This window comes from Streptomyces sp. NPDC043876, assembly GCF_056435825.1.
On record NZ_JBWKDV010000002.1, the window covers coordinates 168,325 to 190,239 of the forward strand.

Below are 21,915 nucleotides of genomic sequence, written 5' to 3' on the forward strand. Positions count from 1 at the left end.
ATCCTGGCAGCTTGGCTGCCCGCTCTGGCAGGGCAAGTGGGCCGTGCTCAAAGGCATTCGGCATCGATGCGTACGACGAGAGTGATGCGTTCGCCGTTCGTGATCGGCCGTACGCCGTGGATGTGGTCGCGGGTAGCCGGGAAGGCGACCAGGGTTCCGCAGGGCGGCTTGATCTCCTGGGCGGGGTTCTCGAAGAACAGCTCGCCGCCGCCGTAGGAGTCAGGGGTGTTGAGCCAGATCACGAGGGTGAGGTCGCCGCCGACGACGGGCTGTCCGTTGGTCCGGGCCCGCTCGCGTTCGATGGCGGTGACCTCGTCGTGGTGGGCGACGAAGCCGACGCCGGGGCCGTAGCGGTAGACGACCGCTGGCTGGGTGGGTGTCCGTTGCGGGGCGATCTCGAAGTGGCCACGCAAGTGGGCGGCGCAGTGCGAGATGACCGCCTCCTGCAGATGCGTCGGGATCTCGACGTACTCGCTCTTGCGCAGCGATTCATCGATGACGCCCTGGTAGGTACGGGGGCGGGCGGTCTGGTTCTTCACGTGGTCCATCAGCGCTCCGCAGAGGCTGAGGGGGATGGCGCTCTCTACGACGAGCGGTAAGCGGCATTTCCAGGTCATGAGGTGGGCTCCTTCCACCAACGGGTGCCTTCGGGCGAGTCCTCGAGGATCACGCCCTGCTGGGTGAGCTGGTCTCGGATCGCGTCGGCCTCGGCGAACTTCTTCGCCGCACGGAGCCGGTCGCGCTCCTTCACGAGTTCGTCGACGGCGGCGTCGCTCTGGGCGGAGCCGGTGATGTCGAAGGTTCCGAAGAGGTTGTTCACGTCCTCGATCAGCCGCAGAGCGGCCGGGCCGGCCGGCTCCTCCATGCGGTTCTGCTCGCGGATGTACTGGAACAGGACGGCGAGGGCGCCGGGGGTGTCGAAGTCGTCGTCCAGGCGCTCACGCATCTCCTTCCAGGCATCGGCGGCGCGTGCGGCGTTCGCCTGGCTGTCCGTGTGCGCGGGGTCGATGGTCCGGGCGAAGTTCTCGATCCGGCGGCGTGCCCCTCGGGCCTGCTCCAGCGTGGAGTCGCTCAGCTCCATGGAGGAGCGGTAGTGCTGGGAGAGGAAAGCGTGCCGCAGCGTACGGAAATCCGTCCGGTCGAGGGCGTCGCGGATGGTGAGGAAGTTCCCGGTGCTCTTCGACATCTTCTCGCCGTCGACGCGCAGCAGACCGGTGTGCATCCAGTAGCGGGCCAGCGGCTCGATCCCGGAGGCGGCTTCCATCTGGGCCACCTCAGCCTCGTGGTGCGGGAAGATGAGGTCCACGGCCCCACCGTGCAGGTCGTACGAGGGTCCGAAGAACGTCTCCGTGATCGCGGTGTCCTCGATGTGCCATCCCGGCCGGCCCGGGCCCAGCTCGGTCTCCCAGAACGGCTCGCCGTCCTTGCGGCCCTTCCACAGGGCGAAGTCGCCCGGGTTGCGCTTCTTCGAGTTGTCGTCGATCCGCGACACCGAGTCCTCGGGTCGCAGGTCGGTGCGGCCGGAGAGCTTGCCGTACGCGGGGAACGAGGCCAGGTCGAAGTACCAGCCGTCGTCGAGCTGGTAGGCGTGGCCTCGCTCGATCAGCCGCTTGATCTGGTCCACGATCCCGTCGATGTGGTCGTGGGCCCGCGCGTGGACGTCGACGCGTGTGTTCCCCAGGGCGGCCATGTCCTCCAGGTACTGCTTCTCGAAGAGCGCCGCGATCTCCTCCGGCGGGACGCCCTCCTCCGCCGACCGCCGGATGATCTTGTCATCGACGTCGGTGATGTTCTGGAGGTACGTGACCTTGTACCCGCTCACTTCCAGGTACCGGGCGATGAAGTCGAACTGCGTGTACGTCTTCGCGTGCCCGACGTGGCTCGGGCCGTAGACGGTGGGTCCGCACACGAACATCCGCACCTCGGCCTCCCGCTCGGGGCGGAACTCCTCCGACTGGTTGGTGAGCGTGTTGTGGACCTTGATCGACATCATGCCTCCTGTGTAAGCGGATCACGCAGCGTACTGACGCCCGGACATAAGCGTCTAACTGGAACCGCCGCGCCCGCCGAAGGGGACGAACCACGGGGACGGCAGGGTGGCGAAGACCGCTGCCTCATCCCCGAGAAGGTGGTGGTTAGCCTGCTGGTAAGCCTTCCGCACGCTCGCGATCGCGCCGGGGCTCAGGTCCATGCCGGCGGACTGGCAAAACTCCCCCAGCGCTTCGCACCGCCGCTCCAGGTCGACCATCGACAGCGGGTCGCACTGCTGGGCCTCGATCAGCAGGTTCTCCTGCTCGCCGCTGATCAGGCCGAGGGCGCCGAGGGAGTACAGCTTCCACTTCATGTTCGGCAGCAGCCGGCCCGAGCGGGCGTACATCCAGTCGACGACCTCGTCCAGCGCGCCCGACAGGACGAAGTGGCCCGTGGGCACGCCGACCCGCCGGGCCATGCGCAGTGGGATCTCACGCACGTCCCAGGTGATCCGGTTGTACAGCCGGTGGGTCTCGCCCTCCAGCCGTTCCAGCTGCTCCCGCGTCTTGTGGGAGATCAGCGCCTCGAAGGCGCTCTCGCGGTCGAACAGCGGCTCGCCCTTGTTCCCGTAGGCGTCGCACTTGTCGCTGTTCCACGTCGTGCGCGGGTCGGCCTCGTACTGGAAGAGGAGCTGGTGGACGTTGACCTCCATGCGCCCCCAGGGGACCGGCAGGTAGAAGCTGAACTCCGGGACCCAGGCGGGGAGCCGGTCTCGGACCAGGGCGTACGTGTCCGCCGGCCGCGGCCTCCACTCGTCCTCCTTGATCGGGACGTCGAGGACGACGGCCAGGTCGAAGTCGGAGTCAGTGCTGAACCGCGTGACGTTGCGCGGCGCGACGGCCGAGGAGGAAAGGACGTAGAGCGCCTGGACCTCGGGCATCGTTTTGAGCGTGTTGAGCAGACCCCCGGCCGCGGCGCGGGCCTGCATTTTCAGGTTTTCCACGAGAACTCCTGGTCAGATGATCGGGCGATCCATCACGGAGCGGAGCGCGGGGACGAGCTCCAGCGCGACGCCGCCGTGGGTGCGCTGGATGTGTGCGAGGGAAGGGCTGCTGTTGCCCTCGATGACCACGGGACCGCCGGGCGTGAGTGCGATGTCCCAGCCGATGAAGGGCACCTGCGGGAACAGGCGGGCGCAGCGCTCGGCCAGCTCTCGGACCTCCGTCATGCGGGAGATTCGGTGGTCGGCAAACGGCACCGAACTGACCCCGTGACGGGTGTGGGCCTTCAGGTACCGGTCGTAGCCGTGGCGGTCGAGTCGCCCGTCAGGGTGGACTCGGATCTGCATGCCGCCGGCGGCCGAGTTGTCCGTGGTGCTGTCGGTGCCGCCGAGTTTCAGCATCACGTACCGCACCTCGGCGGCACCTTCACGCAGCAGGGTGATCACGCGGAACGTGTTGAGGGCGTACGGGTTCAGAACGTCCAGGTCGGGATGCTGCGGCACGTGCTGCTCGACCAGCCACGTACCCCACTGCTGCGCGTAGGCCGACAGGTCGAAGCCGTCCTCGCCAGGCCGCACGATCACGACGCCGGATCCACCGCTGGAGTAGCGGGAGGGCTTGACCACCACGCGCCCGAAGCCGGAAGCGCGATCGAGGACGTCCGGCAGCGACACCGCCTCACCATGGGACGTCACACCGCCGCGGTGGTCGCCGCTCGCGATCAGTGTGGGCTGCGGGATGCCGGCGGCGGAGAGGATCTTCTTGCAGGACGCCTTGTCGTCCAGGTCGATCGTGTCCCGGTTCACGCGGGGAAGGAGCCGGTGGAACAGGGCCGTCTCCGGCAGGTATGAGCAGGCTCGTTCGGCGGACACCTCGCGCCGGTATCCGCCGTAGCGGAAGTAGTGGAAGGGCAGGCACTGCCACCGCTTGGTGACCTTCACCAGGTCCCCTGCGATCCGGGCCATGCTCTTCCGGTCCTCATCGCGCAGCATCGCGGGAAGGTGCTCGCTCCGCAGCTGCCGCACCTGGTAGGGGAGGAACCGCAGTCCGGATACGCGGGGAAGAACCCGAGTGCGAAACCACTCCTCGGTCACGGCCTGGCGGTGGTTGAACCCGCGGTTCGCGGTACGTCTCATGGTGCTCCTCCCATTTCTCAGTGGTCCGGGCTTCCGGCGATGGCCAACGTGACGACGAGCGCGGTAACGGCGATGACGTAGGCCAGGACAGCGAGGCGCTGCCTCATCGGGCGGGCCCGATGTTGTCGGCGGCGGCCGACCAGCCGATGCCGTTCGCGGGCTGGATGTAGGCGATGCGGATGAGCCGGCCGCCGTGCCTCTCGTGGACGACTTCCGTCAGCTCCCCCTCGCACCGGCTCGCGATGTCGCGGACCCAGCGGTGCAGTAGGGGGTGCTCCTCCCGGCCTTCGAAGTCGACCGGATTCACCGCTCGGAATCCTCACGGTCGCTCCCTCCGCGACGGCGGAATCTCGCCCAGCCGGATTCGGCGCGGGCACGGAGGGCCGGGCCCGGACCAGCCTGCGGCTCAGGAACGGTGTGCTGGCGTCCGCTGGCGTCGGGCGCGCGTACAGGCAGAGGCTGGCTCATCACGATCTCCTCGGAGGTGGTGCAGCCCGTCACCCACGTGAGGGGGCGCCGATGACGGGCTGCGGTCCTGGGAGCCGTCCGGAGCGGGGCGGGGGAGCCGGTTGCCCGGGTGCTGAGCTCCGAACGGCGTGGGGCCCAGTGAACGGCCGTGGACCACGGGCCCGGAACGTTTCCCGGGGGTTTCTCCAGCGAGAGAAACCCCCGTTTCTCGCACGGGGAGTAACCTCCTGACTACCGACCTGAGGGGAGAGGTGGGATGTCTGACCCGATGGCTCTGCACCCGCTGACCTACGTGCGAGAAGGCAAGGGCTGGGGCAAGGCCGAGTTAGCCCGGCTCATGTGTGAACGCGGGGGCGAGCTGGGCGTACCGCTGGCCACCAACCGGACGACGGTCTGGAAGTGGGAGCAAGGGCAGGAACCCGACACGGACGCGCAGTTGGTGCTCGCCCACCTGCTGGGGGTTCCAGAGGACCACGTACGCTCGGCGGCCTGGCCCCGATGGCTACCGGCTTGGGAGTCAACGGCCTTGGTGGCCCCGTGGACTCCGGCCGGCACCGTGAAGGTGTTCGCCGATCTAGTCAGGAGCGGCCACATGGATCGCCGGGGGTTCCTGTCCATCACTGGCGCCGCGCTGACGGGTGTCGCGGCCAACTGGGCAGCCGCGCCAGAGGCGTTCGCCTCGGCATTCGACGGTGACCACGTCACCGACGCGATGGTGACCACCATCGAAGCGCGCGTGGACACCCTCCGCACGCTCGACGACCAGATGGGCGGCGCTCGCCTCCTGGACCAGGCCACCAGCGACCTCGCCCTGATCACCGGCCTCCTCGACCACGGGCGCTACACCGACGCCGTCGAACACCGCCTCTACGCCACGGCGGCCCGGGTGTCGTACCTCGCCGGATGGATGGCCTACGACAAGGGCCTTCGCTCCCTCGGCCAGCGCTACTACGTCGGCGCTCTCCGCAGCGCACACAGCGCGAAGGACGACGGCTTCGGCGCCTTCATCCTGGCCGAGATGGGCATCCACCTTTCCGACTCAGGTGCCACGGCCGCGCGTGTGAAGCTCATCGACACCGCCATCGGCAACGCCCCGACGGCCCTCCCGCAGGCGGCGGCCTCGTACCTCTACCTCCACCAAGCCGAAGCCCTGTCCCGAGACACCCAGCACGAGGCGGCCGGCAAGTCGCTCAACCGGGCCTACGACCTTTGGGGCGCCCACCATGAAGGCGACCTCCCCGACTGGCTGGGCTGGTACGGGGAAGCACAGCTCAAGTCCACCGAGGGCAAGATCATGCTCCGCTCCGGCTTCCCCGAGCGCGCCACCAGCGCCCTCGCGATCGCGGTGGACCAAGCGGTCCCGCGCGACCGTGCCGTACGCTCCGGCCGCCTCGCCACGGCCCGCCTGGCTGCCCGGGACCTGGACGGGGCCCTGGACGCCGCCAACCTCGGCCTGGAGCTGCTGGAGAACCGCGTCCGCTCCGACCGGGCGTACGTCCGGCTGACGAAGTTCAGCGACTACCTGGAGCCACACGGCGCGGTGCCGTCCGTCCGTGAGTTCCGGGACAGGCTGCGGGCTCTTCCGGCTGTCGCCTGACAGCGTTCCGCTCAAGTGCCCCTGGCGGAAGGGGCTCTGAGGTTCCACGCCCGGTCGATTGTCAGTGCCTTGGCGTACCGTAATGACCATGGCTGACAAGGGGCGGGACGAAGCGACCACGTGCCGGGATTACGTACTTCCGCGCCTGAAGGACGAGTCGGGCTGGTTGCCTGGGCAAATCAAGGAGCAGGTGCCTGTCACCGCCGGGCAGATCGTACGGGCTGGTCGTTCTCATCGCCGGCAACGGCCCCTCCAGGCTGACTTCGTTCTGGAGATTGCTGAAGGCGTCCCGGTGGCAGTCGTTGAAGCCAAGCGCGAGTACGCCGACCCCCGCGACGGCCTGCAGCAGGCCAAGGTGTACGCCGAGCAGCTCGACCTGCCGGTGGCCATCTCAACCAATGGGCACGGCGTCGCTATGTTCAACTTCCTCACTGGCGAGGAGACGAACCCCGAGTACTTCCCGCGCCCGGATGAGCTATGGGGCCTGTACCTGACCCATCAGGGTGTCACCGACAGCACCGTCGCGGATGTACTGCGAGAGCCCTTCAGCCGCATACTGAAGCACGCTGACGGGACCCCGAAGGAGCCACGCTACTACCAGCGGATCGCCATCCACCGCACGGTAGCTGCTTGTCTTGGCGGCCAGCGCGACCGGTTGCTGCTCACCATGGCGACGGGCACCGGCAAGACGTTCACGGCGATGCAGATCGTCTGGAAGCTGATGCAGTACTGGGAGCACACGGGGCAGGCGGGCCTGAAGCGTGTGCTCTACCTGACGGACCGCGACAGCCTCATCGAGCAGCCGATGCGAAACGAGTTCACCCCCGTCTTCGGTGAAGCGGTTCACCGCATCCGCGGCGAGAAGGACACTGCACGCAGCATCTACTTTGCTACCTACCAAGCGCTCACCAATGTGGCGCGTGCCGACCTTTTCAAGGAGTACCCGGCCGATTTCTTCGACTTGGTCATTGTGGATGAATGCCATCGAGGTAGTGCCAATGAACGGTCTAGCTGGCGGGCGATCCTTGAGTACTTCAGCCCGGCGATTCAGCTGGGTCTGACCGCTACCCCGAAGCGTGCCGCGAACATCGACACGTACAAGTACTTCGGCGGCGAACCGCTCTACACGTACTCACTCAAGCAGGGCATCACGGACGGATATCTGGCGCCTTATCGGGTTCGGCGAGTCGTACTCAGCCCGGATGCTGAGGGGGTCCAGATCAACGCTGGCGAGGTTGACAAGTACCGGCGCGAAATCCCCGAGGGCCTGTACGAGACTAAGGACTTCGAGCGCATCATTTCGCTGCTGAAGCGGACCGACGCGGCGGCCCAGTACCTCACGGACTACCTCCATGACACTGACCGCATGGGGAAGATGGTCATCTTCTGCGTCGACTCCGACCACGCCCTCGACATGCGCCAGGCCATAACGAACGCCAACAAAGACATGTCGCGCATCCACAAGGACTATGCAGCTCGCATGGTGAGCAAGGAGGGCGACTGGGGCAAGCAGATGCTGGAACAGTTCCAGGATCCTGAAACACAGGCGCCCGTCGTGGCGACTACGTCACGGATGCTGTCAACGGGAGTCGACATCCCGACCCTCCGCACTGTGGTGCTGTTCCGACCGATTGGGTCTGTGCACGAGTTCAAGCAGATCATCGGCCGCGGTACCCGGCTGGCTGAGGACTACGACAAGTTGTCGTTCGAGATCATCGACTTCGTCGGTGCCACCGTTCTGTTTGAGGACCCCGAGTTCGACGGTCCGGCGGAGTACGAGGTCGAGGAGACGATCGACGATGCCGGCCAGGTGGTCTGCGATCCGCAGCCTGAGGCTCCGGAGCCCGACCCCTCCGAGCCGGTCCCGCCGGACAACACCGAGGACCAGCCCGCGCCCCCGGTACCGCCTCGCAAGTTCGTGGTCGATGACACCGAGGTGCACATCACTGCGGAGGGTGTCTGGATGACGGAGCCCGGCGGCGACCAGCTCCGTCTTGTTGAATACAGGGACTACGCCCATGGGGTGGTGCGGAAGCTCTTCCCTGGGCCGGACAAACTGCGCACCCGTTGGCGTACGGCCCCTTCGCGAAGTGAGATCGCCGAGGCCCTGGGAGTCCGAGGCATCGCTCTGGACGAGCTGTGCCAGCGGACAGGGTTGACCGACGCTGATCCCCTGGACGTGCTGGTCCACGTGGCCTGGAACGAGCCGGCCATCAGTCGTCATGAGCGGGTCTACCGGGCCAAGCGCGCCAAGGGCGACTTCTTCCAGCGATTGCCGGACGAAGCTCGGGCCGTCATCGACGAGCTGCTCGAACGTTACGCGGTGCACGGTGCCGGGGAACTGGAGAAGCTCGAGGTCCTGAAGCTGGACCCGATGCGCCAGCACGGCTCGCTCCGAGAGATCGCGAGCCTCTTTGGCGGACCGGAGCGACTCCGCCAGACCTGGGATGAGCTCCAGAAAGTACTCTACGCAGCCTGAAAGCGACTACCCTCCCGAGGGCGGGGACGAGACTTCGAGCCGTCACCGAAGATCCCGCACCCACTGATCCGAAAGGCTTCCACCGGCCTACCCGCCGCTGAGCCTTACCGTCCTGTCCGGAGAGAACTCGCGTGAGCACTCTGTTCAATCTGCCTGATGAGACCCCTGCTGCACGTCCGGCCGGTGATCGGCGTGCCAAGGTCGCCGATCTCAACGCCGTCATCAAGCGGGCGCGAGACATCATGCGGAAGGACTCCGGACTCAACGGAGACATCGAGCGCATTCCTCAGTTCTCTTGGCTGCTCTTCCTCAAGGCTCTGGATGCCCAGGAGGAGGATCGGGAGGACTTCGGCGAGGGAACCTTCGAGCCGCTCATTGAGGAGCCTTACCGGTGGCGTGACTGGGCGGGCTGCCCGGAGAAGAAGCGCCGCACGGGTGACAGCCTCACTGAATTCGTGAACACCGAGCTCTTGCCGTATCTGGCCCGACGGTCTGGTTCGCCTGAGCTCGACGTCATTGGGACGATCTTCAAAGAAGTGCAGAACCGGATGCGATCCGGTTATCTCCTGCGTTCTGTAGTAGACACCATCGCGGGTATTGATTTCCATGCCCAAAACGACGTCTACACCATGGCGCATGTCTATGAGTCGATGCTCCAGGAGCTGCGTGACGCGGCGGGCGATTCGGGTGAGTTCTATACGCCGCGGGCCTTGGTGCGTTTCATGGTTCGGATGGCAGGCCCGCGGCCTCATGAGACGGTTCTTGACCCAGCCTGCGGTACGGGCGGCTTCCTCGTGGAAACCTTCGAGTATCTGCGCAAGCAGTACGCCGAGGGAGTGAGCGCAGAAGAAGCCGGTGCCATTGATGCCAACCTGCAGGGGATCGAAAAGAAATCCCTGCCCTATTTGTTGGCGACGATGAACCTGCTCCTGCATGGTGTCAACCGACCTAGTCTGACACTAGATAACACCTTGCACCATCCGATTGCATCTCACCGTCATCATCGCGTTGATGTAATCCTCACCAACCCTCCATTCGGCGGCGAAGAAGAATCACGTGTTCTGAAGAACTTCCCGACGGAAAAGCGCACCACCGACACGGCTTGGCTCTTCCTCCAGGTCATCATGGAGCGCTTGAAAGAGGGTGGGCGTTGCGCCGTTGTGGTGCCGAACAACATCCTCTTTGAGGGTGGGGTCGGAGAAAAGGTGCGTCGACAGATGCTGGACCACTTCGATCTCCACACTGTCCTGCGGCTTCCGAATGGCGTGTTCGCCCCATACACGCTGATCCCGTCTAATGTCCTGTTCTTCGACCGGACGGGTCCTACCAAGGCCACATGGTTCTACGAGGTGCCGCTCCCTGATGGCCGGCGTAATTTCACCAAGACGAAGCCGATGGCAGATGTCCATCTTGCTGAAGTGGAAGCATGGTGGGGTGGCCCGACCCGCGGCGGCCGTAAAGAAACGCCGCACGCGTGGCGAGTTCCACTGAAACAGCTCAACGATGAATTCAATCTTGATTTGCAGAACCCTCATCAAAGCGTGGAGGCTTCCCAAAGGGACCCCGCCGATCTCATTGCTGATCTAGTGGAGACAGAAAGAGAAATCCTCGCCCTCCTAGAGCAGGTGCAAGGCGAATTTGGCGGAGCCAACGGATGACCAAATATCCCACTGTTCCGTTGCGCGATCTCCTCACTTTGGACAGGAACCGTGTCTCGGTCAGCCCCAGCGAGGAATATCAGACCGTCGGCATTCTCAACCGCGGGCGGGGAATGTTTCTTCGGCCGTTGACACTGGGCAGCGAAACCAAGTACCCCCACTTCTATCGACTGCGTGCCGGCGACCTTGCTTATAGCAGACTGTTTGGCTGGGAGGGGTCCGTATCCGTCGTCCCGAAAGAGTATGACGGATACTTTGTTTCCCCGGAATTTCCCACCTTCAAGATTGACTATACACAGGCTCAACCCGAGTACATTCAACACGTTTGCCGGTGGAGCAGATTCCACGAGGCTCTCGCGAAGTGCGCCGGAGGACTCGGTCAACGACGCCAGCGGATCCAGCCGGAGAAATTCCTGTCGCTGCAAATCCCTCTCCCTAGCTCGCTAAATGAGCAAGGAGCTATCACAGCTCAGCTGGACCGGCTATACCAGGCGCGGACCTATGCCCTTGAAGCCACTCGGCGTGCCGCAGCTACGGTGAAGGACATTCACGATGCCCTGTGCCAACTCGATGCCCCATTGACTCGCGTAGGATCACTCGTTGAGCTGCGCCGCCGTCCCGTTCATGTGGATACCGACCGCGAGTATAGAGAGATTGGCATCCGATCCTTCGGAAAGGGGATCTTCCACAAGGAACCGATCTCTGGGGCTGATCTCGGAAACAAGAGGGTCTTCGAAATCCACCCTGGCGAAATGGTCCTAAGTAATGTCTTCGCGTGGGAAGGAGCGATCGCACTGGCTAGCGAATCTGAGGTGGGCATGATCGGTTCTCACCGGTTCATGACCTACGGGGCATCGTCCGATACAACCGACATTCGATATTTGAGGTATTTCTTCCTCAGTTCAAGCGGACTCCCGCTAATCCAAAAGGCGTCCCCAGGGGCTGCGGGAAGGAATCGCACACTCGGCATTAAATCTTTCGAGAGCATCAAGATCCCCGTCCCATCCGACATCGCCACTCAAAAGCGCATCGCGACTCACCTTGACCGCATCTATGGCGCACTCCGCAAGATGGAGGAGCGAAATAAAAGGATTGACGCTCTCTACCAAACCACTCTCAATAAAATCTTCTCACAGATGGTATAGTGTCCAGAATTTGAGCCCACCCTTTCAGAATGATCAACCTCTGTGAGTTGCAGCAAGTACCAGGGTCCAGACCCCTGCTCTGAAAGGGGGAACTCAGGCTACGCGATTTAATGTCTGCCTGCGGTGACATGGCCAGCACTCTGACACGTCACCCGGAGACGGTGCGAGGCTTTTGCTGGGCCGGACTATCGAAGTGCGTCAAGTCTTGTCTGTAGCAGTTGAGGTAATTCCAGGTGTGGTGGAACGGGTCCACCATGCTGGTGGGCCAACCAGAGGACTGTAAACACTAGGCTGCCCTCGGCGGCCACAGTTTTTCCGGCCGCGCCGCAGAAAGATCCGAAGCGAACGCGGAGACCAGGGATTTAAATGCCTCATCTTGCTGAAGCCTTGAAATCTCCTCTCGGCAGTCGGTTCTAAACTTGCGCTAGCTGGCCCCAAAAGCAAGCGACCGACCCCTCTCCCAGGCGGGGAAAACTGGAAGGGATCGGCCGAGCTAAGGGCTAACCTGAGGCGTTAGCTATTGACGCCAGTTATAAACAGTGTTCGAATATTGGCCCACATGGCCAGCCATGTAGGTTGAAGAGTCTCGGCAGAGGCTCTTTTCTGCTTTGTAGAGCTGTTATCGGCAGGTTCGAATTTGACTCTCGCGGAAGCTCCGACCGGCACTACATCGGTCAACGCCCAGCGTGCACGACGGTTGTAGGCGACGCTTAAGTTGCACTCGTGGAGCGAAAGACCATCGAACAGCTCGCGAATGAGCTCCCGTTTGCGGTCGATGCTTCTGGACTTCACGTACTCATCTGCGGCCGACTGCGTCAACTGGACGAAGTCGAGGGCGCTATCTAGATATTCCATATCTTCCGAGCCGAGACTCTTGATCTGTCCCGATACGCCAGCCTGCTGCGCATGAAGCGAGATGACCTTGGCGTCATACATCTCTGGCGTGATACGTCCGTCGAGGCGGTCGTCGTACAGGGTCGCGACCTTCTTTTTGATTCTTTCTTTCTCGGCCTCTAACTCTTGCTGCGCCGATCGCCGACCTGCCAGCTCTGCATCAAGGGTGGCCTTCAGATTTGTCTTGAGCCAAGCCGCTAGGTTGGGATGCGGGGCCTTCAAGGCTCGCAGATGATCCAGCATCTGAGCATCAACAATCTCCTCTCGCACGAAACCGCGGCGTGAGCAGTTCCGGGGCTTCGGACACTTTCCGTACCAATACCCCTTGGCGGTTTCCCATACCAGGAGTCCGTCACACGCGGTGCAGGCGATGAGCCCTTGATAGAGGGGGCCGTGTTTGCGGTAGCGCTGCAAGAGGTTCTTGCTCCGCGAGACCGCCGCTTGCACCCGATCGAACAGGTCGACCGCGATAATCGGCATGTGGCTGCCGGGATAGGTCTTCCCATTCCACGATATGACCCCGATGTAGTACGTGCAATGCAGCAGACGTTGCAGCATACTCACCGTCACAGGGTGTCCATTGACGAGGAGACCACGTTTCGCCATCTCTTGAGACAGAGACTTCAACGTGTAGTGCTTTGTAGCAGCTAACTCGAACATCTTCCTGATCAGAGGGACGAGCGCTGGGACTTCCCTTTGGATACGCCTTCCGTTCTCCGTGACGCTCTCATAACCCAAGGGAGGAGCGGCAGGTAGCCAGCCCTGACGCAGCTTCTCCAGCTGACCCTTGCGGACCTCCTCGCTCAGGTTGTCCGTGTAGTTCTTGGCTATGACTACGTGCATGCCCCAGACCAGCTTCTCCTGGGACGATGAGTTTTTGTGAAGTATGAGCGAGTTCTTGGGCGCGTGCAGTCGGCGCGTTTCGTCGGCTGCTAGCCAGTCCTCCACCATGACGGTGTCTTTGAAGTTCCGCAGCAGCCGGTCTACTTTCTCGCACACAAAGTGTAAAATGCCACGCTGCTTCAGATAGCCGATGGCCTCGTTGAAGGTCTTACGCTGGTCCGCTTTCGATGCGCTTTCCGCGATAAAGAACACCTTGGCTACGTTCAAGCTCGCTCGCTGGGCGTAGTCGCGCAAGTACCGCTCTTGGGCTTCCTGTGAGAACCCCTCCTGCTCCTGCTCTTTCGTTGACACCCTGACCAAGATCACAGCAGTTGATTTATTTTTAGTGTTACTCGTAGAACCTCCTTCTCCGGCAATGCCGGATCGCTAATAGTTCCCCGCATAGATATTTTGACTCATTTTGGTGAATCATCCAAGCTCAACTTATTTTGCAGGGTGACGGCTTCACGCTCAGCAACTCGACGCTGCACGCCTAACTTGACGAGGGCGGTATAGAACCGCTTCAGCCAGTCGGCAATTTCCGTAACCTCGACCAGATCGAAGTCTTGGCCATAGTCTTCACGAAGGATCGACTGGAGTTCGTCCAGTCGCTGAGCTTGAGTCCGCACGTTGGTTGGCATGATAAAAACCCTCGATTACTAGATAAGAAAGACCCGAACCAGCAGAAGCCGGTCCGGGCCAGATTTGAGCTTCAAGAGACCATCAGGTGAGCACCACTTCCCGCACGAGCTTCAGTGCCTGGGCCTTCAGCGGCTCCGGCCTGATGAGCGTGCGGTTGAGCTTGGTTTCCCAGGTGCGGGACCGACGTACGTGGTCCAGGTACTCGCCGGCGGCCTGTACAAGGCCGTAAGCGGTGTGAGTGACCGGAGCAGTAGTTGGCGAGGCCAGGATGGCTCGGATGGCCGCTCGGGCCTCCTCAACGTTCCTGGCGACCCGGTCGGTCACTAGACCCTCGGGCGGCATGGGAACGAACTCCCGCACGAACAGTTCGCGCTGCTGGGCGGTGACGGACATGCCGAGCAGTTCGGTGGCCAGCGCTTCGTAGGCGCGCATCTCCTGGCGAGCGCCAGTCACCGCTTCGCGGGCTTGGACGACGCGGTTGCGCCAGCCCGGCTTGTGGATGAAGGAGAAGGTGGTGCCGGTGCGGTCGCCTTCGAGCTCGGCGGCCCGGAAGGTGTTGGCGCAGACGATGCGAACCGCGGTGGCTCGCAAGGTGCAGCCGCCCGGCTGGCCGTGCCGGTTGGTGATGGCCAGGTAGGGCAGCGTGGGGCTGTCGTCGCCCGGCAGGACGATGGGCTCGTCCAGCAGGGCCAGGCACCACACGGAGCGGCCTTCATCGAGGGAGCCGGCGGTTTCCCACGAGACGTTGGGTATGGCGAGGACGGCTTCCACAATCTCGCCCATCTCGCCGTGGTCGATGACCGCGTACGAGTCGCGGTTGATCCAAAGCGTGGCGCTGGTGTCAGACCGGGCGATGCGCTGCCAGCCGTCAATGGGCTGGTACAGCGGCCGGCCGTGGCCGTCGATGCTGACGAGCTCGTACACGGCCTCGGTGATCGGGTCCCAGGTCAGGCCGGCAAGCTGCCGGGCTTCGTCCCAGGTCTTGGGGTGCTGGTCAGGAACCAGCCCCTCACGGTGCCAGGGCATCTCCCTGACGGAGAACATCGACTCAACGTTGGCAGACATAGCTGCCGTCCTTTCTGCCCGCAGGCATGAGGAAAGGGAGCCCACCTGGTGGTGGGCTCCCTGGACTGGCTGGGGATTGGAAGGTGCGATCTACTCGGCGTCGATGTACTCCAGCGCCTCGATCTGGAAACTGCTGGACGGGTGGACGACGTCCTCGAAACCGGCCACGAGCAGCCCGGTGAAGAACGTGATCTGGTGGGCCAGCCAGATACGGGCCAGCTCGCAGTCGATCGCGGTGTCACCCGACGCGAAAATGATCCGCAACCTGAGGTCCATGTCATGGCTCCTCTCTGTGGGGATGCCAGGGAACTGGGCTATACGTCCGAGACGTCGATATCCGAGACCTCGTAAGTGGAGGTCACGTCATCGACGTCGTCCAGGCTCGACAGGTCGGGCTGGAGGTACTTCAGGGCGTCTTCCTCAGCAGCGGCCTTGTCGCCATGATCGACTTCGTAGCTACCAGTGATCGTGTAGGAGACCTTGACGGTCGTCGCGTACGGCTCGAACTCGAACGTGGACAGGAAGCTGTCCAGCCCGTCGCGGCAGACGGAGCCGTTCTCGTGCACCTCGATGGCGTAGTCACGGATCGCGTCCAGCTTGGTGGCGTGGGCCTGACGCTGCTCGGCGTGGGCCTCGATGGCGATGCGTCGGCAGATAGACAGGGCCTCCACGGCGTCACGCAAAACGGCCTCGCGCACCACCGGGTCAGCGATGGGCTGGATCTCCAGCACCTTGGTGCCGTAGGCCGTGATGCGCCCGGCGAAGTAGACCTCGATCAGGTCGGGGTCAGCGACCCGGAGGACGACTGCGTTCGCGTCGCCGATCTGGACGGGGGCCGGCAGTAGCGCGGCCAGGTCTTGCGGCTCCATCGTCCGCAGCATTTCGGTGGTGAGGTCAGACATGGCTGACTCCCTTCCGAAGGTAAGAACAAGCACTGATTTCAGCGGTGAGGCTCAGTGCTCAGAGCCCTTCGGGCAGACGCCCGCCCGACCAGCCGGGAACCCCCGCGGCTGGTCGAGTGGACGTCTGCCACCCCAGTCACAACGTGCAGTCGCAGACGAAGCAGGTTTCGCCGTCGACCAAGTCTTCGGCGTAGAGGATTTTGGGGAACTCGTACGACGTGTAGCTGTCCTCGTCGTTGCGGTTGATCCCGGCAGTCTTGGCCGCTTCATCGAGCACTTGCTCGGTGGTGAAGATTTCCGGACTGTCGATGAGGTAAAACGGGGCGGCCAGATCCTTGGTGCAGTCCAGGCAAACGGTCTTCTCGCCGTAGTAATACGCGACGATGTCGGTTGCGTCCATGAGCGCCTCTCGCTTTGCTGATGTAGTCATTTACCGGGTTCCTTTCTCGTTGGTTGATTCGAGCTGGACGTATTCGGTTGTGCGGACCTACGTGATAGGTGAGGCGAGGGCGGTCAGCATGTCGGCCTCCGTGGTGACGACGAACAAGCCACGAGCCGCTGCTGTCTGCCGGTCGATGACGCGCTGGACCGCCTGGCAGCGGGTGGCAGTCGGGACGATGAAGATGACACCGGGGAAGATGCCGAAGCGCTGCTGCTCGACACCGGACAGTTCAAAGCGGCGGTAGGCGTCGCACTTGTCGGCGATGTGGCGCTGGCCTTCGGTGCCCCGGTCGATCTCCACGAACCAGGACAGCTCCAGGCCATTGGCGACGAGGCGTACCAGGGCGTCCGGTTTGGCTACCTGGGGCTCGTCGCCCAGACCGAGATAGCGCCGCCAGCTGTCGGGCTCGGCCTTGAACTCCCGCAGCGTTGGTCCACCGTCGCGGCCCTGCTCGGTCAGGCGGACGTACAGCTCCGAGATCGCCAGACGGTGGGCAAGGAAAGCGTCGGATGGCATCCAGCTGCGGCGCTGACGTTGGCGGGCGGCAGTATCAGCCTCGCTGAGGGACCAGCCAGCCTCGGTCAGGGTGAGCACGTACCCCGGTGCCCCAACCTTGCGGTCGCGGGAGCGGTTGGCGTAGCGCTGGATCAGGTTTAACCGGACCAGCCGTTCAGCATGCCGCTGGCCCAGCCGAGCGGTCGTGGCCGACTTGCATTCACCGAAGACGAGACGGCCAAGTTGAGCCGTCGTGGCGACGTGGAGGGTGGCGAGTTCGGCGAGGAACTGGCGTTCACGGGTGGTTAGGTCGACGGCCAGCTGGGCCAGACGACCACCGGTGAAGGGACGAGTAGGCGGAGGCATAGCGGTAGGGCTCCTTTCAAAAGATGTGTATGGAAAGGGGTAGAGATTCATACACGGGGATGAGTCAAGAAGGCGGTCTGACCTGGAAGAACGGGCAGGTCAGCTGTGCCACATCACGACAGGTCTAGTGACAGGCTCACTGGGCGGGCCGGGCTCCGCGAGCGCCGCTGCGGGGCCGGCTGGCCTGGCGTCGGTCAGCGATCTCCTGCTCGACCTCGGCCCGGTCTCGGCCGTAGGCAGCTCGGGAGGCGGCCCGAGCCTGATCACCGAAGCCGGTGGGCTCAGGTGGCGGATTGGTGGCGATGCTGACGGGCGGGCTCACCTGACCGTTCGCGACGATGGCGGCGACCGCGGTGCGCGGCTCCAACGTCAGCAGGTCCTCCGGCTTCACCTGCGGGCCGAGAGCACGAGCCAGGGTGGTGGCGTCATCGGGACCGGGCTGGAGGACGACCTTGGTGCGGGCCTCGCTCAGCAAGGCGGCACGCAGATTCGGCGGTACCTGGGTGATGTGCTGGAGAGCGGCGATGATGCCAAGGAAGTGGCCACGGGCGCGGGCCAGCATGTCGGTCAGGTCAGCTCCGCTGCGCAGGAAGCGGGCGGCCTCGTCGATGTAGAGGAAGGTCGGTCGGCGCTGGTCGCGGGTGACGGCAGCCCGGCGCATGGCGGCGTTCCAAACCATGCTGACCAGCAGACCGCCGAGCAGATCGACGGCGTAGGAGCCGGCCAGGCCAGACGGCAGGGCCACGAGCAGGATCTTGCGCTGCTCCATGACCTCTCGCATGGTCCAGGCGGGCTTCGCCTGGCCGAGCATGGCGCGCAGCTGTCGCCGGTCGGTCAGCGGCGAGATCTTGTTGATGACGGCCGAGACGGCTTGTCCGCGTTCACCTTCGCTCCAGCTGTTGAAGCGGGCGAAGAAGGCTCCCACGGTCGGAGCGAAGGCGGGATCGAGATGGGCCAGCAGTGAGGCACGGAAGACCTCATCGGTCAGGACGGCGGGCAGTTCCACCAGCGTCATTCCGGGGGTCGCTGCCAACAGAACCAGCGCGGCCTTGAGCACTTCCTCCAGACGTGGTCCCCAGCTGTCGGCGTTGGCCTTGATCAGTTCCATAACCTGGTCGGCCACCAACTCGGCGTCGTCCTTGGAGCAGGCCAGCGGGTTGATGCCCACTGGCCGGTCATCGCTGGCGTCGAGGTAGATCAGGTCGCGGATGCGCGCCTCGGGGATGCGGTCGGCCACGTCGCGAGCCAGGTCTCCACCGGGGTCGAGCAGGATGACGCCCCGCCCGGCCTGGATGTCTTGAACCAGCTCGTTAAGTAGCAGCGTGGACTTGCCCGAGCCGGTGGGGCCGGTGACGAGTTGGTGCATCAGGCCGTCAGTGGACGACACCGCGATGCTGCGTTGCAGACCGTCGTAAGTGGCGGTACCGAGGATGCGGCCGTACGACAGCAGCTCGGGGACAGGTGGGAACGATCGGCCGCCGGTTAGCGCCAGGCCCGGCATCGTGGGGCCGGCCAGCGGCCAGCCGAGCATCGTCGCGGCCTCACGGGCATTGACGTAGACCGGGGCCACCGTGTTGCCGGTCGCACCTCGAGCCAGCCAGTCGGCTGCCCGGCGAGGCAGCCAGCGAGGCACCAGGGCCGCACCGTTCTGGTCGAGCTGGTGCAGTGAGGCCATGAGCCGGCCAACCAAGAGGTGAGCCCGCGGCCGGTCGCTGGCCGCTGCACCGACAGTGCCGACGACGGCAAACCACGGTTCAGCCGTCTTGGCTTTGAAGTCAGCCGCGGCCTGCTTGTCCAGAGTCGCGGGCGGTGTGGCCGTTAGCCACTGACTCAGGCTTTGCAGCCAGGGCGGTAGCAGGCCGGAGCCCGCGGTGCGCTGCCTTGCCAGCGGCAGCTGCGGCGTCCGGACGGGATAGACCACCAGTTGGTAGACGAGGGCTTCGTCTCGTGCCAGTGGTTGCAGCGCGCTGAGCACGCCGGTGGTGAACGCCTCTGGGGCATCCGTTCGCAACGGCCGGGCGGTCGTGGTCAGGCGGATACGTCGCAGCCACTGAGCCGAGGGCAGGGCCGGAATGTCAATGAGGGTGGCGCGCAGGCTGGGCACGATGCCGCGCAGCTGGCGCAGGAGCACGTCCGCCTGGTGCTTGGGCAGCCGGAGCCGGTGCTCGATGCGGCCGGGCCATCCGACCGACTCGAACACGACGCTGTCGCGGCCAAATAGCCAACCGCGAGACGGCCGCAGCCGGGTCAGGGCGTGCAGGAAGGCCGTCACCTGCCCAATGGTCAGGTCACGCGGAAAGCCGAGCCGGTACGTTACTCGGGCGGTGTCTCGGGTTAGCTGGTCGCGAAAGCGCAAGAAGAGAATAAATGCGATGGTGGCGCTGAAGAGCGCGGCGCTTGCGACAAGCCTTGTAGTGTCGCTCATGGACGGCCTCCATTATGAGGAGGCAGCGAATAAGGGACACCTACGGCCGAGACGGGCCAGTGATTGCGTGGTGCTTCACGAAGCATCCACCCCCCTTGGCCACAAAAATCCGCCGAGGCGAATTTGGTGGCGGTTACGCGAAGCGCAAGTAGATCCATTGCAACTTCACCCATCAATTATAGCACGACAGAGCCGAAAAGTCAATTACTTTAAGGCTCTGTATCTGGCACGAGTGGGCTTTTGTATTGCATTTTTGGCGCGCAGGTTCTGCCGCGATCGTACTAATTAGCGACAGTCTTTGCGAATGCCTACCGTCGGCCGAAGAAGCGACTCAGGATCAGTCCGACGAAGGCCGCCACGATGATGTAGCCGATGAGCCCTTGCAGGACTTGGCCCGCGATGATGACGGCGAAGGCGACAAGCACGACCTTGAGTGCGGTCTGCTGGTGCGGGGACATGACGCCTACGCGGTGGTGTCGAAGTTGGCCAGAGAGCCGGCCAGGGCGCTGACGATGGCCATGATCCCGGTCACCTCGGCATAGGCCGCTTCCAGCAGCTCACTCGGCTCGGCCGAGATGATCTGCTTGGTCACGATCATGGCCCGCAGGCGACAGCCAGCGGAGACGACTGCGGTGGCGTCAGCATGAGTTGCGGCCCGCAACTCTTCATAGCGGGCGATAAGCGCTTTGAGACCCGCAACTCCGGCACCGGCGGACGCTTGATCAGCCATGGTGATCCCTTCCGACTCCGACTCGTAGCCGAAGCCCGCTGAAGCCCTGCAACAACACACCTGTGTGTTGAAGGAAAGGCATACGAAGAAGGAACCGTTTCACGGCCGCACCCGGGACTCAAGTGCAATGTGAGCGAGTTTCTCCGGCGACTGGCAAGTCTTGGTCTCTTGATCTCTGGCTACGGCAAGATCTTGCTCATACCCAAACCGAACCATGCCCCAACCGCGACTACTGCCGCTCCCGCCGACCTATTGGACCGGGTTAAGGGCGAAGGAGAAAGGTTCTAACGTCATCCTGCTGTTGGACGTACCGATCTATCTCCGTGACCGCTCGAAAGCTACCACGCATAAGCCTCATCAGCTCCCCGTACTCCACGGATATTCTCTCCAGTCGGGGCGTGGCTACATGGCCAGGGAGCAGGACTGGAGTGACGAGGAGAAGGCTCCCTTCCGGGCGCAGGTGTTTGCTTGCCCAGTCGAGAAATCTCGCCTTGTCGGGAAAGAATGCGAAAGCGAGTTTGCAAGAGATCAGGTCGTATCTCTGCGAACTTAAGTGGGGGGCCCGATACAGCTCATCTACAGACATGGTGAACAGCTGGACGTTTCGAGCGACGTCGCTGTTCTCGATTCGACGATGAGCTTTTTCAATGGCTACGTCCGAGGGGTCAATCCCAGTGACCAGGAGATCCTGCTCGGCAAACTTCTCCACAAGCTCACCAGTCCCGCACCCCACATCGAGGACGATCCCGCCCGGACGGAGCCGAGAATGAATGAGAACATCACTAAAAACCAGGCTACTTACGCCGCTATAATCCTTTCCCGAAGTGTATGCCCGATTCCAGTCGACCGCCATTGAGAAATTCTCGATATGGCATAACTATAACACAAAAGGGTGCAATCCTCAATTGAGGATTGCACCCTTGCGGAATTCTAAGAGCAGGTGCATTCGCCGCCCGGGCCGCCACCTCCGCCATCACAATCGACGCTGCAATTGGATTGCATCGTCGGATCGAAATTGAGGATCGCTGCGGCCTTACCGCGCGTAAGATAACCGGTCCAGACCATCCTGTCGAGCGGCAAGCCAGCGGACTCGATGACACTGATCGTCCGCTGGATTCCGCCCGGCTTCCGAGAGGCGCGAGGATTATCGTTCGGCTCATGATGGATAAAGCGGCCAGCTACTCGTTCGCAGAACTCGGCATAGTCACGCGTGTAGAGGATGAACGTGTGCCAGCCGATGTCGACGAGTGGCGACGGCGACAGGTCACGCCTGTCCGCAGTCGCTGAAGCGCAGAGGAAGCCGAGAGCCGAATCCATGATTCGCTCGGCCAGCTCTTGGCTGACTTCTTCGTCCTTCATGATCCGGTGGATCAGCCGACCGAAGAGCTCAGTCGACACGAGCCGCCGGTACTCGCTTGCGCTCTGGAACTGCATGCTCGAAAGCGGCGCGATCTGCATGGTTTCCATCATCATCCCTCTCGGTAGTCGGTACTTCAATTCTGAGAGAGGACGCCAAGAAGAACAGCTAGATGATTGGTCACTTTCAGTTTGTCCGGGCAAGTCTTGCTAGAGAATCGGGACGCGAGGCAAGATCTTGCCGTTTGTGGCTCAGCGGAG

General features: G+C 63.3%; 21 protein-coding genes. 4 read left to right on the top strand and 17 right to left on the bottom strand.

Annotated features, from left to right (window positions below; translation table 11 throughout):
* Nucleotides 1-47: 47 nt before the first annotated feature.
* From AC0693_RS05935 to AC0693_RS05955, 5 genes are all read right to left on the bottom strand, one after another.
* A complete protein-coding gene (locus AC0693_RS05935; protein WP_478801068.1) occupies nt 48-617 on the bottom strand; it encodes a 2OG-Fe(II) oxygenase in 570 nt (189 codons plus the stop codon).
* Nucleotides 614-1,993, bottom strand: a complete 1,380-nt coding sequence (gene cysS / locus AC0693_RS05940; RefSeq protein ID WP_478801069.1) for a cysteine--tRNA ligase — start codon at nt 1,991-1,993, stop codon at nt 614-616. Before cysS ends, AC0693_RS05935 begins: the two co-directional genes overlap by 4 nt.
* Before the next feature lie 51 nt (nt 1,994-2,044).
* Nucleotides 2,045-2,974, bottom strand: a complete 930-nt coding sequence (locus AC0693_RS05945) for a hypothetical protein (protein WP_478801070.1) — start codon at nt 2,972-2,974, stop codon at nt 2,045-2,047.
* A 12-nt stretch (nt 2,975-2,986) separates the two neighbouring features.
* A complete protein-coding gene (locus AC0693_RS05950; RefSeq protein WP_478801071.1) occupies nt 2,987-4,108 on the bottom strand; it encodes a sugar-transfer associated ATP-grasp domain-containing protein in 1,122 nt (373 codons plus the stop codon).
* A 103-nt stretch (nt 4,109-4,211) separates the two neighbouring features.
* The gene (locus tag AC0693_RS05955) at nt 4,212-4,415 is read right to left on the bottom strand and encodes a hypothetical protein (RefSeq protein WP_478801072.1); all 204 of its coding nucleotides are present in this window, start codon (nt 4,413-4,415) and stop codon (nt 4,212-4,214) included.
* A 417-nt stretch (nt 4,416-4,832) separates the two neighbouring features.
* On the opposite strand from AC0693_RS05955, the gene AC0693_RS05960 reads away from it, so the two are divergent.
* From AC0693_RS05960 to AC0693_RS05975, 4 genes are all read left to right on the top strand, one after another.
* Nucleotides 4,833-6,173: a transcriptional regulator gene (locus tag AC0693_RS05960; RefSeq protein WP_478801073.1), complete on the top strand. Its 1,341-nt coding sequence runs from the start codon at nt 4,833-4,835 to the stop codon at nt 6,171-6,173.
* A gap of 88 nt (nt 6,174-6,261) precedes the next feature.
* Nucleotides 6,262-8,652 carry an EcoAI/FtnUII family type I restriction enzme subunit R gene (hsdR, locus tag AC0693_RS05965; RefSeq protein WP_478801074.1) on the top strand — a complete coding sequence of 797 codons (2,391 nt, stop codon included), beginning with the start codon at nt 6,262-6,264 and terminating at the stop codon, nt 8,650-8,652.
* 131 nt (nt 8,653-8,783) lie between these two features.
* Nucleotides 8,784-10,310 (top strand): type I restriction-modification system subunit M, encoded by a 1,527-nt coding sequence (locus AC0693_RS05970; protein ID WP_478801075.1) that lies wholly within the window; start codon nt 8,784-8,786, stop codon nt 10,308-10,310.
* Nucleotides 10,307-11,455, top strand: coding sequence for a restriction endonuclease subunit S (locus AC0693_RS05975; protein WP_478801076.1), 1,149 nt, complete (start codon nt 10,307-10,309; stop codon nt 11,453-11,455). Before AC0693_RS05970 ends, AC0693_RS05975 begins: the two co-directional genes overlap by 4 nt.
* Before the next feature lie 513 nt (nt 11,456-11,968).
* Here the strand turns inward: AC0693_RS05975 and AC0693_RS05980 are convergent.
* The 12 genes from AC0693_RS05980 to AC0693_RS06035 all read right to left on the bottom strand — a co-directional run bounded on the left by AC0693_RS05980 (nt 11,969) and on the right by AC0693_RS06035 (nt 21,756).
* Nucleotides 11,969-13,558: a recombinase family protein gene (locus AC0693_RS05980; RefSeq protein ID WP_478801077.1), complete on the bottom strand. Its 1,590-nt coding sequence runs from the start codon at nt 13,556-13,558 to the stop codon at nt 11,969-11,971.
* 89 nt (nt 13,559-13,647) lie between these two features.
* Entirely contained in the window at nt 13,648-13,872 is a 225-nt protein-coding gene (locus AC0693_RS05985) for a hypothetical protein (RefSeq protein WP_478801078.1), read from the bottom strand.
* A gap of 82 nt (nt 13,873-13,954) precedes the next feature.
* Nucleotides 13,955-14,938 (bottom strand): DUF932 domain-containing protein, encoded by a 984-nt coding sequence (locus tag AC0693_RS05990; RefSeq protein ID WP_478801079.1) that lies wholly within the window; start codon nt 14,936-14,938, stop codon nt 13,955-13,957.
* A 90-nt stretch (nt 14,939-15,028) separates the two neighbouring features.
* On the bottom strand, nt 15,029-15,214 hold the full coding sequence (locus AC0693_RS05995) for a hypothetical protein (RefSeq protein WP_478801080.1): 186 nt from the start codon (nt 15,212-15,214) through the stop codon (nt 15,029-15,031).
* A 38-nt stretch (nt 15,215-15,252) separates the two neighbouring features.
* Nucleotides 15,253-15,840, bottom strand: a complete 588-nt coding sequence (locus tag AC0693_RS06000; RefSeq protein WP_478801081.1) for a hypothetical protein — start codon at nt 15,838-15,840, stop codon at nt 15,253-15,255.
* A 136-nt stretch (nt 15,841-15,976) separates the two neighbouring features.
* A complete protein-coding gene (locus tag AC0693_RS06005; RefSeq protein ID WP_478801082.1) occupies nt 15,977-16,270 on the bottom strand; it encodes a hypothetical protein in 294 nt (97 codons plus the stop codon).
* Nucleotides 16,271-16,327: 57 nt separating this feature from the next.
* Nucleotides 16,328-17,143, bottom strand: a complete 816-nt coding sequence (locus AC0693_RS06010; protein ID WP_478801083.1) for a replication-relaxation family protein — start codon at nt 17,141-17,143, stop codon at nt 16,328-16,330.
* A 136-nt stretch (nt 17,144-17,279) separates the two neighbouring features.
* Entirely contained in the window at nt 17,280-19,568 is a 2,289-nt protein-coding gene (locus tag AC0693_RS06015; RefSeq protein WP_478801084.1) for a type IV secretory system conjugative DNA transfer family protein, read from the bottom strand.
* 308 nt (nt 19,569-19,876) lie between these two features.
* The gene (locus tag AC0693_RS06020; RefSeq protein ID WP_478801085.1) at nt 19,877-20,026 is read right to left on the bottom strand and encodes a hypothetical protein; all 150 of its coding nucleotides are present in this window, start codon (nt 20,024-20,026) and stop codon (nt 19,877-19,879) included.
* Nucleotides 20,027-20,031: 5 nt separating this feature from the next.
* A complete protein-coding gene (locus tag AC0693_RS06025) occupies nt 20,032-20,298 on the bottom strand; it encodes a hypothetical protein (protein WP_478801086.1) in 267 nt (88 codons plus the stop codon).
* Between the two features lie 262 nt (nt 20,299-20,560).
* On the bottom strand, nt 20,561-21,151 hold the full coding sequence (locus AC0693_RS06030; protein ID WP_478801087.1) for a class I SAM-dependent methyltransferase: 591 nt from the start codon (nt 21,149-21,151) through the stop codon (nt 20,561-20,563).
* Between the two features lie 77 nt (nt 21,152-21,228).
* Nucleotides 21,229-21,756, bottom strand: coding sequence for a glycine-rich domain-containing protein (locus AC0693_RS06035; RefSeq protein ID WP_478801088.1), 528 nt, complete (start codon nt 21,754-21,756; stop codon nt 21,229-21,231).
* Nucleotides 21,757-21,915 lie beyond the last annotated feature (159 nt).

What these genes read in the sequence shown, in the direction of transcription:
- AC0693_RS06025 (WP_478801086.1), bottom strand. Translation starts at nt 20,298, where the DNA reads ATGGCTGATCAAGCGTCCGCCGGTGCCGGAGTTGCGGGTCTCAAAGCG.
- AC0693_RS06005 (WP_478801082.1), bottom strand. Translation starts at nt 16,270, where the DNA reads ATGACTACATCAGCAAAGCGAGAGGCGCTCATGGACGCAACCGACATC.
- AC0693_RS06035 (WP_478801088.1), bottom strand. Translation starts at nt 21,756, where the DNA reads ATGCAGATCGCGCCGCTTTCGAGCATGCAGTTCCAGAGCGCAAGCGAG.
- AC0693_RS06000 (WP_478801081.1), bottom strand. Translation starts at nt 15,840, where the DNA reads ATGTCTGACCTCACCACCGAAATGCTGCGGACGATGGAGCCGCAAGAC.
- hsdR (WP_478801074.1), top strand. Translation starts at nt 6,262, where the DNA reads ATGGCTGACAAGGGGCGGGACGAAGCGACCACGTGCCGGGATTACGTA.
- AC0693_RS05990 (WP_478801079.1), bottom strand. Translation starts at nt 14,938, where the DNA reads ATGTCTGCCAACGTTGAGTCGATGTTCTCCGTCAGGGAGATGCCCTGG.
- AC0693_RS06020 (WP_478801085.1), bottom strand. Translation starts at nt 20,026, where the DNA reads ATGTCCCCGCACCAGCAGACCGCACTCAAGGTCGTGCTTGTCGCCTTC.
- AC0693_RS05935 (WP_478801068.1), bottom strand. Translation starts at nt 617, where the DNA reads ATGACCTGGAAATGCCGCTTACCGCTCGTCGTAGAGAGCGCCATCCCC.
- AC0693_RS05995 (WP_478801080.1), bottom strand. Translation starts at nt 15,214, where the DNA reads ATGGACCTCAGGTTGCGGATCATTTTCGCGTCGGGTGACACCGCGATC.
- AC0693_RS05985 (WP_478801078.1), bottom strand. Translation starts at nt 13,872, where the DNA reads ATGCCAACCAACGTGCGGACTCAAGCTCAGCGACTGGACGAACTCCAG.
- AC0693_RS06015 (WP_478801084.1), bottom strand. Translation starts at nt 19,568, where the DNA reads ATGAGCGACACTACAAGGCTTGTCGCAAGCGCCGCGCTCTTCAGCGCC.
- cysS (WP_478801069.1), bottom strand. Translation starts at nt 1,993, where the DNA reads ATGATGTCGATCAAGGTCCACAACACGCTCACCAACCAGTCGGAGGAG.
- AC0693_RS05960 (WP_478801073.1), top strand. Translation starts at nt 4,833, where the DNA reads ATGTCTGACCCGATGGCTCTGCACCCGCTGACCTACGTGCGAGAAGGC.
- AC0693_RS05975 (WP_478801076.1), top strand. Translation starts at nt 10,307, where the DNA reads ATGACCAAATATCCCACTGTTCCGTTGCGCGATCTCCTCACTTTGGAC.
- AC0693_RS06030 (WP_478801087.1), bottom strand. Translation starts at nt 21,151, where the DNA reads ATGGCGGTCGACTGGAATCGGGCATACACTTCGGGAAAGGATTATAGC.
- AC0693_RS06010 (WP_478801083.1), bottom strand. Translation starts at nt 17,143, where the DNA reads ATGCCTCCGCCTACTCGTCCCTTCACCGGTGGTCGTCTGGCCCAGCTG.
- AC0693_RS05950 (WP_478801071.1), bottom strand. Translation starts at nt 4,108, where the DNA reads ATGAGACGTACCGCGAACCGCGGGTTCAACCACCGCCAGGCCGTGACC.